The 11686-nt window shown below is 72.5% G+C and carries 14 protein-coding genes; 4 read left to right on the top strand and 10 right to left on the bottom strand.

Going from position 1 to position 11686, the window contains the following annotated elements:
- Positions 1-149 precede the first annotated feature (149 nt).
- Both AC07FK_RS09795 and AC07FK_RS09790 read right to left on the bottom strand, forming a co-directional pair.
- Positions 150-785, bottom strand: a complete 636-nt coding sequence (locus tag AC07FK_RS09795) for a DUF305 domain-containing protein (RefSeq protein ID WP_479104138.1) — start codon at positions 783-785, stop codon at positions 150-152.
- 93 nt (positions 786-878) lie between these two features.
- Positions 879-1388, bottom strand: a complete 510-nt coding sequence (locus tag AC07FK_RS09790; protein WP_479104136.1) for a DUF6153 family protein — start codon at positions 1386-1388, stop codon at positions 879-881.
- Between the two features lie 127 nt (positions 1389-1515).
- Between AC07FK_RS09790 and AC07FK_RS09785 the strand changes: the two genes are divergently transcribed.
- Complete coding sequence (locus tag AC07FK_RS09785; protein WP_479104134.1) at positions 1516-2217, top strand: lysophospholipid acyltransferase family protein; 702 nt, start codon at positions 1516-1518, stop codon at positions 2215-2217.
- A 64-nt stretch (positions 2218-2281) separates the two neighbouring features.
- Complete coding sequence (locus tag AC07FK_RS09780) at positions 2282-3325, top strand: NAD-dependent epimerase/dehydratase family protein (RefSeq protein WP_479104132.1); 1044 nt, start codon at positions 2282-2284, stop codon at positions 3323-3325.
- Between the two features lie 88 nt (positions 3326-3413).
- On the opposite strand, the gene AC07FK_RS09775 is transcribed toward AC07FK_RS09780, so the two are convergent.
- The 8 genes from AC07FK_RS09775 to AC07FK_RS09740 all read right to left on the bottom strand — a co-directional run bounded on the left by AC07FK_RS09775 (position 3414) and on the right by AC07FK_RS09740 (position 10281).
- Positions 3414-4946: an alpha/beta hydrolase gene (locus AC07FK_RS09775; protein ID WP_479104943.1), complete on the bottom strand. Its 1533-nt coding sequence runs from the start codon at positions 4944-4946 to the stop codon at positions 3414-3416.
- 227 nt (positions 4947-5173) lie between these two features.
- Entirely contained in the window at positions 5174-5941 is a 768-nt protein-coding gene (locus AC07FK_RS09770) for an urease accessory protein UreD (RefSeq protein WP_479104131.1), read from the bottom strand.
- Positions 5938-6615, bottom strand: coding sequence for an urease accessory protein UreG (gene ureG, locus AC07FK_RS09765; RefSeq protein ID WP_479104129.1), 678 nt, complete (start codon positions 6613-6615; stop codon positions 5938-5940). Before ureG ends, AC07FK_RS09770 begins: the two co-directional genes overlap by 4 nt.
- 22 nt (positions 6616-6637) lie before the next feature.
- A complete protein-coding gene (locus AC07FK_RS09760) occupies positions 6638-7345 on the bottom strand; it encodes an urease accessory protein UreF (protein ID WP_479104128.1) in 708 nt (235 codons plus the stop codon).
- A 2-nt stretch (positions 7346-7347) separates the two neighbouring features.
- Positions 7348-9069, bottom strand: coding sequence for an urease subunit alpha (locus AC07FK_RS09755; protein WP_479104126.1), 1722 nt, complete (start codon positions 9067-9069; stop codon positions 7348-7350).
- Entirely contained in the window at positions 9062-9373 is a 312-nt protein-coding gene (locus AC07FK_RS09750) for an urease subunit beta (protein ID WP_479104125.1), read from the bottom strand. The genes AC07FK_RS09755 and AC07FK_RS09750 overlap by 8 nt, the downstream gene beginning before the upstream one ends.
- A 16-nt stretch (positions 9374-9389) precedes the next feature.
- On the bottom strand, positions 9390-9692 hold the full coding sequence (locus AC07FK_RS09745; RefSeq protein WP_479104124.1) for an urease subunit gamma: 303 nt from the start codon (positions 9690-9692) through the stop codon (positions 9390-9392).
- 307 nt (positions 9693-9999) lie between these two features.
- Positions 10000-10281 carry a type II toxin-antitoxin system Phd/YefM family antitoxin gene (locus AC07FK_RS09740; protein ID WP_479104122.1) on the bottom strand — a complete coding sequence of 94 codons (282 nt, stop codon included), beginning with the start codon at positions 10279-10281 and terminating at the stop codon, positions 10000-10002.
- Between the two features lie 62 nt (positions 10282-10343).
- Here AC07FK_RS09740 and AC07FK_RS09735 point away from each other — a divergent pair, with 62 nt between their 5' ends.
- Together AC07FK_RS09735 and AC07FK_RS09730 are read left to right on the top strand one after the other, a co-directional pair.
- Positions 10344-10985 carry an ATP-dependent Clp protease proteolytic subunit gene (locus AC07FK_RS09735; RefSeq protein WP_479104120.1) on the top strand — a complete coding sequence of 214 codons (642 nt, stop codon included), beginning with the start codon at positions 10344-10346 and terminating at the stop codon, positions 10983-10985.
- An 8-nt stretch (positions 10986-10993) separates the two neighbouring features.
- The gene (locus AC07FK_RS09730) at positions 10994-11302 is read left to right on the top strand and encodes a hypothetical protein (RefSeq protein WP_479104118.1); all 309 of its coding nucleotides are present in this window, start codon (positions 10994-10996) and stop codon (positions 11300-11302) included.
- Positions 11303-11686: the final 384 nt, after the last annotated feature.

The following is an 11686-nucleotide window of genomic DNA, read 5'->3' as shown; positions in this document are numbered from 1 at the left end:
GATACGGTTGTGTGTTTCCTGCCGGGGGGGCAGGTCCCCCCGGTCACCCCGGCCCCGTGTCAAACGCTAACCCTTGGGGGGTGGCGGGGGGGGACCAAACGGGGGGGGGGGGGGGGCCCCCCCCCCCCCCCGCTCCGGTGCCCCTGCGGTCAGTTCTCGCCGAGCAGCTTCTTCATGCGTGCGATCTCGGCGCTCTGAGACGTCACGATGTCACCGGCCATCTCCTTGGCCGGCTGGTGGGCGCCGTCGGACCGCTCGGTCTGTGCCATCGCGACCGCCCCTTCGTGGTGCTCGACCATCATGGTGAGGAACGCGGTGTCGAACGCCTCGCCGGAGGACTTCTCCAACTCGTCCAACTGCTCGGCCGTCATCATTCCGGCCGCCGAGTGCCCGGCGTGCTCGTCGTCGGCGCCCTCTTCGGGGACCTCCTCGCCCCAGGCGGTGAGCCAGCCGGACAGCGTCCGGATCTCCGGCTCCTGAGCCTTCTCGATCTCCGCGGCCAGCTTCTTGACCTCGGCGGATCCCGCCCGGGACGCCAGCCGGGCCATGTCCACGGCCTGCCGGTGGTGCGGGATCATCCCCTTCGCGAACGTGACGTCGGCGGCGTTCCGCTCGCCCCGCGCTGCGGGGGCGGAGGCCGACGGCGTCGGTGAGGCGCTCTTGTCGTGGCCGGTGTGGCCGGAGGACGTGTGGTCTCCCCCGCCGCAGGCGGCGAGTACGACGCCGGCGGTGGCCGCTGCCGCCACTGCGGCGGCGCGGCGGATCGCGGAACGGTGTGCGGTCATGGTGGTGCTGCTCCTGGGGTGCGCATGGATTGAGGCATGGCTGCGGGCGGCGTCGCGACCGGAGGCTGTCGCCGGTCGCTGCGCCGGGGCGGCCTATATGCGCAGGAGTTGCAGTTCGCTCAGTGAGGGCGGGGCCCGCTCGCCCGGCGGCGCCACGGCGGGTACCGCCGCACCGTCCGCGGCCGTACCGGCGGTGATGTCGGCCGGGGCGGGCGCGGGCAGTGCGGGCGCTCCGCTCGTGCCGACGGCGGCGCAGGTGGAGTCGGCGTGCTCGAGGTGTCCGCCGGCGCCGCCCTCGCCGTGCGCGGCGTGGACGCAGTCGTGGTCCTGGACCGCGTCGGACGGTCCCTGGCCATGGGGCGCGTGGGAGGCGCCGCCGCCGTGAGCGGCGGGAGCCGCGTGGGCTGCGCGGGCCGGGCTCTCGCCGGAGCCCGGGTGCGACGGGGCGGCGTGGCGGACGTCCGCCGCGGCGAAGGGCCGCTCCGGCGGGACGGCGGGCCCCAGCCCGTGCATGGCGATCAGGCCCGCCAGCAGGGCCGGCACGAGCAGCGCGTACAACCGCACCCCGAGGGGCCGTGCCGTCCACCACGCCTGCTGACTCATACCGCATCCTAACCAGCGCCCCGGACCGGACGCCCGGTGCCGTGCCTGATGCCAAGTCAGTAAAGTCGTAGGGGGTCAGCACTGGCCCGAGCCCTGGAGCCGATCCGGCAGAACTAGGAGCCGCCCCGTGTTCTACTACGTGCTCAAGTACGTCCTTCTCGGGCCACTGCTGAGACTGCTGTTCCGGCCCAGGATCGCAGGGCTCGAGCACATCCCCGACGAGGGCGCCGCGATCGTGGCGGGCAACCACCTGTCGTTCTCCGACCACTTCCTGATGCCGGCGATCATCAAGCGGCGCATCACCTTCCTCGCCAAGGCCGAGTACTTCACGGGCCCGGGCCTCAAGGGCCGGCTGACCGCCGCGTTCTTCCGCAGCGCCGGCCAGATCCCGGTGGACCGGTCGGGCAAGGAGGCGGGGAAGGCGGCGATCCGCGAGGGGCTCGGCGTACTGAGCAAGGGCGAGCTTCTGGGGATCTACCCGGAGGGCACCCGCTCGCACGACGGCCGCCTCTACAAGGGCAAGGTCGGGGTGGCCGCGATGGCGCTCCAGGCGGGAGTGCCCGTGATCCCGTGCGCGATGGTCGGCACGTTCGAGATCCAGCCGCCGGGCCAGGTCGTGCCGCGCATCAAGCGCGTCGCCATCCGCTTCGGCGAGCCGCTGGACTTCTCCCGCTACGCCGGCTTGGAGAACGAGAAGGCGGCGCTCCGCGCGGTCACCGACGAGATCATGTACGCCATCCTCGAACTCTCCGGGCAGGAGTACGTCGACCGGTACGCCGCCGAGGTCAAGGCGGAGCAGGCGAAGAAGTTCCCGAGGCTCCTGCGCTGACGGCGGATCAGCGGACGGCGAACCATGGCCCCCCGGCCGTCGCCGCGCGCCTAACGTCCCTGGCATGACCAAGGGAAACGCGTTCGTCATCGGAGCAGCGGGACAGATCGGGCGGGCGGCCGTACGGGCGCTCGCCGAGGACGGGTGGGAGGTGACGGCGGCGTCGCGGGGCGGCGGCCGCGACGCGACGTGGCCGCCGGACGTGCGGACCGTGGCGCTCGACCGGGACGACGACGCCGCGCTGGCCGCCGCCCTCGGCGACGGCTGCGACGTGCTGGTGGACATGGTCGCGATGGAGGAGCGCCACGCGGCGCAGCTGACGGGGCTCGCGGACCGGATCGGTTCCGCGGTCGTCATCTCCAGCGGCGCCGTGTACGAGGACGACAGGGGGCGCAGTTTCGACACCCAGGGGCAGCCCGACGGGTTCCCCCGCTACCCCGTGCCGATCCCGGAGAGCCTGGCCACCGTGGCGCCGGGCGACACGACGTACGGGACCAGGAAGGCCGCGATCGAACGGCGCCTGCTGGCGGCCGCCGACCGGCTGCCGACGACCGTGCTGCGGGCGGGCGCGGTGCACGGACCGTACTGCCGGACGCCGCGCGAGATCCATTTCGTCAAGCGCGTGCTGGACGGGCGGAAGGTGCGGATCCTGGCGCACGGCGGGCGCAGCCGGTTCCACCCCGTGCACGTGTCGAACCTCGGTGAGCTTATCCGGCTGGCGGCGGCGCGGCCGGGAGCACGGGTGCTCAACGGCGGCGACCCCGACGCGCCCACCGTCCTGGAGATCAGTGCGGCGATCGACGCGGTCATGGGCGTGCGGAGTGAGCTGGTGCTCGTGGAGGGGGCGCCGCCCGCCCCGGAGATCGGGGAAACGCCGTGGAGCGGCGCACACCCCGTCGTCTACGACATGTCGGCCGCCGAGCGCGAGCTGGGATACACGCCGGTGACGCGGTACGCCGAGTCGCTGCCCGCGACCGTGGAATGGCTGACGGACGCGCTGCGCGGCCGGGACTGGCGGGAGGCGTTCCCCAAGCTGGCGCAGCGCTACGGCCCGGCAGGCGGCCCGTTCGACTACGCGGCGGAGGACGCCTGGCTGGCCGGCGGCTGACGGGCGGGGGCGGGAAGCGGAGGGGGCGGTGCAAGGGGCGGCCGGAACTCCGGCCGCCCCCGTCCACCCGATCAGGCGGGACGTACCGTCACGGCTTCGGTGTGGCGTGCGGGGCGCACGTCACGTCGCGGCTGTCGGTCTTCCCGGTGAGCAGGTAGGTGTCGACCCGGTCATTGACGCACGGGTTGGCGATCCCGGTGACGCCGTGCGAGCCGGCGCCCTTCTCGGTGATCAGGCGCGAGCCCTTGAAGCGCTTGTGCAGCTCGACGGCGCCCTCGTACGGCGTGGCGGCGTCGCGCTCGGCCTGCACGATCAGGACCGGCGGCAGCCCCTTGCCGGACTTGACGTTCAGCGGGGTCTGCTGCTTCGACGACCACGTGGCGCAGGGCAGGTTCATCCAGGCGTTGGCCCACGTCATGAACGGGTGGTCCTTGTGCAGCCTGGTGTTGTCCCGGTCCCACGTCTTCCAGCTGGTGGGCCACTTGGCGTCGGCGCACTCGACGGCGGTGTAGACGGCGTTGCCGTTCTCGGACGCCGCGTTGCCCGCGGTGTCCGACAGGTCCGGCGCGATCTCGTCGACGAGGGCCTGCGTGTCACCCGCGACGTACTTGCTCCAGACCTCTGCGGTGTGCGCCCAGGCGGAGTCGTAGTACGGCGCGCTCTGGAAGAAGCCGATGAGCTCGGCGGGGCCGACGACGCCGCCGATGGGGCTCTTCTTGGCGGTGGCGCGCAGCTTCAGCCACTGCCGCTCGACCTCCTCGGGGGTGTCCCCGAGGTGGTAGGCGGCGTCATTCTCGGCCACCCACTGCTTCCAGTCGTCCCAGCGCATTTGGAAGGCGACGTCCTGGTCCAGGTTGGCCTGGTACCAGATCTTCTCCTTCGACGGGTTGACCACGCTGTCGACGACCATGCGGCGGACGTGGCCCGGGAACAGCGTTCCGTAGACCGCGCCGAGGTAGGTGCCGTACGAGACGCCGAGGAAGTTCAGCTTCCGCTCACCGAGCGCGGCGCGGACGACGTCCAGGTCGCGTGCGGTGTTCGGGGTGGTCATGTGCGGCAGCAGCCAGCCGCTGCGCTCCTGGCAGCCGTCCGCGTACTCGGCGGCGAGTTTGCGCTGGGCCCGCTTGTCGGCCTCGCTGTCGGGCACCGGGTCGAGCTTCGGCGCCTTGACGAACTCCTGCGGGTCGACGCACGAGATGGGCGAGGAGTGCCCGACGCCGCGGGGGTCGAAGCCCACGAAGTCGTACGCCTTGGCCAGCTTCGTGTAGATCGGGTTCTTCTTGGTGACCCGGGTCGGGAACCTCATGCCCGAGCCGCCGGGGCCGCCGGGGTTGTAGAGGAGCGCGCCCTGGCGGTCCTGCGCGGAGCCGGTGTTGCCGACGCGGTCGACGGCGATCTTGATCTTGCGGCCGTTGGGCTTGGCGTAGTCGACCGGGACGGTGACCCAGCCGCACTGGATGGGCTTGTCGAAGCCCCAGTCGGCCGGGCAGTCGCGCCAGTCGACGCCCGCCTTCGCGGCACGCTGGGCGGCGATCTGAACGCCGCGGGCCTCGGACGTGCTGACGCTGCTGGTGCTGCGGCCCTCGGCGCCGGCGGCCGGCGCGGCTATCGCGCCGGCCATCAAGGTGCCCGCTATGAGAGTGCCGGCGGAGCCGAGCGCTGCTGTACGTCTCAAGTGGTGCCTCCCCCTGTGAGTGTTGTGGCGTACGTGACGACTGTGGTCATGGGTCCGTACGTGTACGGGCGAATCCTGTCGTCTGAAGGGTCCCGGGCAACAGGCTGTACTGGCGTTTCTTTACCAATCCCATAACCGGAGACCCGTGTCCCGCTGAGCGGTGCACTTGGCCGTCACCCAAATGTCTGAAGTGCCCGTTCCAGTACGCGTCGCAGCCTCAAGGCGTCGGTCGCCACCGCCGTGACCAGCACGGCGGGTCCGGCGAGCGGCGTCAGCACCGCGTTGTCACCCAGAAGGGTCGTTTCGGGCGGATGGTGCTCGAAATCCGGTTCCACGACGAGGAGTTGGCCGACGGCCCGGAATCCGCCCAGCACGGCTCCCCCGTCCCACCCGCCGGGCGCCCCCCGACCGTACGCCAGTTCCTGGTCCAGCAGCGGGCGGCCGGCCCGGTGGACGGTGAGACGGGTTGTGAGCGTGCCGGGCTCCTCGCCGTACCGGCCGAGGACCTGCTCCTCGCGCAGCACCAGGCGGGCCGAGGCGGCGAGCTCCACGCGGGTGGTCATGCGCAGGTCGCTGCCGCGCGCCGAGACCAGCGGCTCCGGCAGCCAGCGCAGGCGCGCGCCCGCTCCGGCCGTGAGTCGCACGTCGTAACGGGCGTGCCCGCCGCCGCGGCCGGGCAGGGCCACCGTGGCCGCCGCCGAGTCCACGGCGAGGGCGGCCCCGTCGCGCACGTCGGCCTCGACGGCCAGCCGGTCCCCGCCCAGCGGCGCGCTCATCGCGCCGACGACGGTGACCCGGGCCGAGCCGCCCGTGCCGCGCGTACGGCGCAGGGCCAGCGGGCCGTCGCTCTCCAGCAGGGGCAGCCGGGTGCCGCCGAGGCCGTCGGGCACAGCGGTGATCCTGGCCGTCGCCGCGATGCCCGCCGGCGCCGCGGTGGTCACGCGGACCAGGCGGCGAGCCGCGCGCGGACCCAGTCGGCCACCGGCTTCACCCCGTCGCCGGAGGTCAGCGAGGTGAAGGCGACGGGGAGTTCGCCGCGCTGCGCCGCGGCGTCGCGCGCCATGCGGCCGAGGTCGGAGCCGACGTACGGGGCGAGGTCGGTCTTGTTGACGACCAGCAGGTCGGCCGTCGTGACGCCCGGACCGCCCTTGCGCGGGATGTCGTCGCCGCCCGCCACGTCGATGACGAAGACCTGCGCGTCGACGAGCCCCTTGGAGAAGGTGGCGGTGAGGTTGTCGCCGCCCGACTCGACCAGGATGAGGTCGAGCGGGCCGACCGCGTCCTCCAGGTCCTCCACCGCTTCGAGGTTGGCGGAGATGTCGTCGCGGATGGCGGTGTGCGGACAGGCCCCCGTCTCGACGGCCTGGATGCGCTCGGGCGGCAGAACGGCGTTGCGCAGCAGGAACTCGGCGTCCTCGCGCGTGTAGATGTCGTTGGTGACGACGGCGATGGACAGCTCTTCGCGCAGCGCGCGGCACAGGGCCGCCACTGTCGCGGTCTTGCCCGAGCCGACCGGTCCGCCGAGCCCGATGCGCAGGGCGCGCCGGGTGCCGTCGGGGCGGGACGCGTCGGCGCCGACGGCCTTGGCCCTGTCGTGACTGTGGTCGAGGTGCATGATGTGCGGCTCCTAGGCGGTGTTACGAGGCGAAGAGGCGTACGGGCCAGGCCGCGTGCGCCTCCGCCGTGATGTCGAGCAGCGGCGCGGACGCCGCGGGAAGTGTGCCGGCGCCTTCGGTCAGGGCCCGGTCGGCGGCATGGGCCGCACGCCGCGCGACCTGGTCGAGTTCGGGAGCGAGGCGCGCGAGGACGGCGGTGGCCTCGAAGGGGTCGAGGCCGAGGAGCCGTACGACGGCGGTGGCGGGTCCGCCGACGGCCTCGTACGCGGCGCAGTGTGCGGCGTCGCCGGGTGCGAGACCCGCCGCACGGGCGGTGACGCCGAGGACGACGGGCTGGTGCGCGCCGCGCGGGCACGCGGCGGCGAGCGTGTCGAGCGCGTCGCACGGCCAGGTGGCGCGGGCGGCGCGCATCAGCTGCCGGCCGAGCTTGCGCGCCGTCGCCCGCAGGGCGGGGGACGGCGTGCGGGCGTCGGCGGCCTCGTCCAGTGCGAGCGGGTCCACACCCGCGGCCGCCGCGGCGGCGAGCGCCGCCGAGGTCAGTCCGGTGGTGTGCAGCCGGCCCCGGCAGAAGGCGGCCAGGTCCGCGGCGTCGCGGATCCGGCCCGCCTTGACCGCGGCCTCGGCGCCCCCGGAGTGGGCGTGGCCGCCGGCGGGGAACCGCCCGTCCGCGAGGACGAGGAGGGCGGCCCGCGCCGCCCCCGGGTGCGTACCGTGCGTGGAGGTCTCCATGGTCAGAAGAGGAAGTAACGCTGGGCCATCGGCAGTTCGGCGGCGGGCGCGGGTTCCACCGCGTCGCCGTCGATCGTCACCGTGAAGGTGTCGGGGTCGACCTCGACGCGCGGGAGGGCGTCGTTCTCGCGCATGTCGGCTTTGGTGACGCGGCGGGTGTTCCCGATCGGGACGAACCGCTTGCCGAGACCGAGGCGTTCGGGCAGCCCGTCCTCGATCGCGGCCGGGGCCACGAAGTTGAACGAGTTCGCGGCGGGCGCCCTGCCGAGCGCGCCGAACATCGGCCGGGGCAGCACCGGCTGCGGGGTGGGGATGGAGGCGTTGGCATCGCCCATCTGCGCGTACGCGATCTGGCCGCCCTTGATGACGAGCTGCGGCTTGACGCCGAAGAAGGCCGGGTCCCACAGCACGAGGTCGGCCAGCTTCCCGCTCTCCACGGAGCCGATCTCGCGGTCGAGGCCCTGCGCGACGGCCGGGTTGATCGTGTACTTGGCGACATAGCGACGTGCGCGGTGGTTGTCGGCGCGCCCGTCGCCCGGCAGGGAGCCCCGGCGCCGCTTCATCACGTGCGCGGTCTGCCAGGTGCGCAGCGCGACCTCGCCGACGCGGCCCATCGCCTGCGAGTCGGAGGAGATGATCGAGATGGCGCCGAGGTCGTGCAGGATGTCCTCGGCCGCGATGGTGGAAGGCCGGATGCGGGACTCCGCGAAGGCGAGGTCCTCCGGCACGGCCGGGTTGAGGTGGTGGCAGACCATCAGCATGTCGAGATGTTCCTCGATGGTGTTGACGGTGTGCGGCCGGGTCGGGTTGGTGGAGCTGGGCAGCACGTGCGGCTCGGAGACGACCGTGATGATGTCCGGAGCGTGCCCTCCCCCGGCTCCCTCGGTGTGGTACGCGTGGATGGTGCGGCCGGCGATGGCGGCGAGGGTGTCCCCGACGAATCCGGCCTCGTTCAGCGTGTCGGTGTGGATGGCCAGCTGCGCGCCGGTCTCCTCGCACACGCCGAGACAGGCGTCGATGACGGCGGGGGTGGCCCCCCAGTCCTCGTGGATTTTGAAACCGAGCGCGCCGCCACGCAGTTGGGCGTGCATCGCCTCGCGTGACATCGTGTTGCCCTTGCCCAGCAGGCCGATGTTGACCGGGTAGTGCTCCAGGGCCTCGAACATCCGGGCCAGGTGCCAGCCGCCGGGCGTGACCGTGGTGGCCTTCGTGCCCTCGGCGGGTCCGGTGCCGCCGCCGACGAGCGTGGTGATCCCCGAGGAGAGGGCCTGGTCGACGACGGTCGGCGAGATGAAGTGGACGTGCGCGTCGATGGTGCCGGCCGTGAGGATCTTCCCGTTGCCGGCGATGATCTCGGTCTCGGGGCCGATGACGAGGTCGGGGTGTACGCCGTCCATGGTGTCCGGGTTGCCGGCCTTGCCGATGCCGGTGATCCGCCCCTCCCGCAGGCCGACGTCGGCCTTGACGACGCCCCAGTGGTCGAGGATCACGGCGCCGGTGACGACGGTGTCGGGCGCACCCTCGGCCCGGGTCGTACGGGCCTGGCCCATAGACTCGCGGATGACCTTGCCGCCGCCGAACACCGCCTCGTCGCCGGCGCGTCCGGGCCCGCCGCAGCGATCCTCCTCGATCTCGATCAGCAGGTTCGTGTCGGCGAGCCGGATGCGGTCGCCGGTGGTGGGGCCGAACAGGTCGGCGTACACGGGACGCCGGAGCTCAGGCATCGAGGGCACCTCCGGTCTCCCCGCGCAGGCCGGCGACGACGCGCCGCCCGCCGACGGGGACGAGTTCGACGTCGACGGGGATGCCGGGCTCGAAGCGCACGGCGGTGCCCGCGGCGATGTTCAGCCGCAGGCCGCGGGCGGCGGCGCGGTCGAAGTCGAGACCCGGATTGGCCTCGGCGAAGTGGTAGTGGGAGCCGACCTGGACCGGCCGGTCGGCCGCGTTCAGGACAGTGAGGCGGGTGACGGCGAGGCCCGTGTTCAGGGCGACGGGGTCGTCGGCGTACAGGATCTCTCCGGGGATCATCGGCCGCGTCTCCCCGTCAGGCGATCGGTTCGTGGACGGTGACGAGCTTGGTGCCGTCCGGGAAGGTCGCCTCGACCTGCACGTCGTGGATCATCTCGGGGATGCCCTCCATGACGTCGTCGCGGGTGAGCACCCGGCGGCCCGACGACATGAGTTCGGCGACGCTGCGGCCGTCGCGGGCGCCTTCGAGGATGTGCGAGGTGATGAGGGCGATCGACTCGGGGTGGTTGAGCTTCACGCCGCGCGCGCGGCGCTTCTCCGCCACGTCCGCCGCCACATGGATGAGCAGTCGTTCCTGCTCGTGCGGGGTCAGTTGCACGCGTGCTACCTCCAGTCCTGCCGCCCGGCCACCCGGACGGGGGCAGGCGGATCCAACGCGTCAGCGAGGCGAGGTCGAATGCGGAACCGCTACGTCCACCTCGGGCGCAGCGGGACCATATCCAACTTCAACACTCTGTTGACCTGCGTTTTCTGACCGCGCGGCCAGGCATTGCACGTTAGAGCGCAAGTTTTTCCAACGCGTTAACTGGCCCTTTGCGCGGCCATGGACATTCACCCGCGCGGGCCCACCCGCACCCCTGGGACGGGGCCGGGCCGTATACGCGCAGGGGCGCCCGGTCCGCTCGTCAGCTCTCGGGGGATTCGCCCCGGTGCTCGGCGGCGATGCCGAAGCGGCGCCGTTCGCCGGGAGCGGACGCGGCCGAGCCGATCCGGGAGACGGAACTGATCACCGGCTCGTCGGCGGCCTCCGCCTCCCCCTCCAGTCGTGCCAGGTCAGCGGCGGAAACCAGCGCGACCAGCGGCTTGCCGTGCCGGGTCACGACCACGCGCTCGCCGCCGTAGACGACGCGGTTGATCAGGTCCGCCAGCTCTGCCCGGGCTTGCGTCACCGGAATCTCGTAGGCCATGCTCCCCATAGTACGAGCTGTACGTCCTGTACATTTTTTAACGGACACTCGGAGGCCCCGCCATGCACCGGCACATCCACACCGCCCGCTACGTCCTGCCCGAGTTCACCGAGCGCACCAGCACGGGCAGCCGCACGGTCGATCCGTATTCCAAGCTGCTCGACGAGCGGATCGTCTTCCTGGGTACGGCCGTCGACGACACGGCGGCCAACGACGTGATGGCGCAGTTCATGCACCTCGAACACGCCGCGCCCGACCGGGACGTCTCGCTCTACATCAACTCGCCCGGCGGATCGCACACCGCGATGTCCGCGATCTACGACACGATCCAGTTCGTCGCCTGCGACGTCGAGACGATCTGCCTGGGCCAGGCCGCCTCCTCCGCCGCCCTGCTGCTCGCGGCCGGCACCCCCGGCAAGCGCCTCGCCCTGCCGGGCGCCCGGGTCCTGCTCAGCCAGCCCTCCATCGACGAGCCGGTCTTCGGCCAGCCCTCCGACCTGGAGATCGAGGCGCGGGAGCTGGCGCGCATGCGGGAGCTGCTCACCGGACTCCTCGCGCGGCACACCGGCCAGAGCACCGAGCGCGTCGACGAGGACATCGAGCGCGACACGGTGTTCACGGCCGAAGCGGCGCTGGCGTACGGCTTGGTGGACCACGTCGTACCGAGCCGCAAGTCCTCCCTCGCCTTCTCGGCGCCGCGGTGAACCCCGGCATGCTGCCGCCCGAGCTGCCGCCGCTGCCCGCGCTGACGCGCGCCGAGTGCGAGTTCGTCGACCGCTACCTGGAGATCCTCGATCTGATGGGCCGTATCAACCCGGCGCACGGCCCGGACACCTACGGCGCCCTGCGGGCCGCGCAGGCTCTCGCCGGACAGGCCGCCGGCCTGCGCGAGGCCCTCGCCCTGATGCACGAGCGAGGCGAGAGCCACCTGCACGCCGGCACGCTCACGCGGGCCCTGCGGTTGCTCGACGGAGAGCGGCGGGCAGGCCGCGTCACCCTCCCGCCGGTACCGGCGAGTTGAGGCACGCCCGACCGCCTACCCCATTGGCGTACGAGAAAGGCTCATCCGAACGGGGTAGGAAATACCCGATCAGCGGTACGCCCCAACTTGCGCGACACGCCTACGCGTCGGGCGGAATGACACGCTCCGCCGCTGGTACGAGGGTCGCCGGGCACCCGCGCCGCTCGGCGCGAATCTCCCTGTCCACCCGAACGGGTCATCGGTGAGGAGCCTCACAAAACGCCGTTTCGGCTCGGAAATTCGGTGGTTCATGAGTCAAGATCCCTGGGACGACAAGCCCCCGCCACCGCGGCGGGGCGGTCCGGGCGGACGCCGAGTCCTGCCGCTGTCCCGGATGACTGGTCGACAGGAGTGCATCGGCAGGAGTGGAGGACCCAAGCAGTA

Source organism: Streptomyces sp. NPDC046122, from assembly GCF_056429965.1.
Note: the sequence above shows the minus strand (reverse complement) of the source record. Positions and strands in the feature narration are given on the sequence as shown.

Bases quoted from the DNA above. Each gene is read 5' to 3' on its own strand.
- AC07FK_RS09735 (WP_479104120.1), top strand. From the start codon at position 10,344: ATGCACCGGCACATCCACACCGCCCGCTACGTCCTGCCCGAGTTCACC.
- AC07FK_RS09775 (WP_479104943.1), bottom strand. From the start codon at position 4,946: ATGGCCGGCGCGATAGCCGCGCCGGCCGCCGGCGCCGAGGGCCGCAGC.
- AC07FK_RS09795 (WP_479104138.1), bottom strand. From the start codon at position 785: ATGACCGCACACCGTTCCGCGATCCGCCGCGCCGCCGCAGTGGCGGCA.
- AC07FK_RS09760 (WP_479104128.1), bottom strand. From the start codon at position 7,345: ATGGAGACCTCCACGCACGGTACGCACCCGGGGGCGGCGCGGGCCGCC.
- AC07FK_RS09730 (WP_479104118.1), top strand. From the start codon at position 10,994: ATGCTGCCGCCCGAGCTGCCGCCGCTGCCCGCGCTGACGCGCGCCGAG.
- AC07FK_RS09790 (WP_479104136.1), bottom strand. From the start codon at position 1,388: ATGAGTCAGCAGGCGTGGTGGACGGCACGGCCCCTCGGGGTGCGGTTG.
- AC07FK_RS09750 (WP_479104125.1), bottom strand. From the start codon at position 9,373: ATGATCCCCGGAGAGATCCTGTACGCCGACGACCCCGTCGCCCTGAAC.
- ureG (WP_479104129.1), bottom strand. From the start codon at position 6,615: ATGCACCTCGACCACAGTCACGACAGGGCCAAGGCCGTCGGCGCCGAC.
- AC07FK_RS09755 (WP_479104126.1), bottom strand. From the start codon at position 9,069: ATGCCTGAGCTCCGGCGTCCCGTGTACGCCGACCTGTTCGGCCCCACC.
- AC07FK_RS09740 (WP_479104122.1), bottom strand. From the start codon at position 10,281: ATGGCCTACGAGATTCCGGTGACGCAAGCCCGGGCAGAGCTGGCGGAC.
- AC07FK_RS09780 (WP_479104132.1), top strand. From the start codon at position 2,282: ATGACCAAGGGAAACGCGTTCGTCATCGGAGCAGCGGGACAGATCGGG.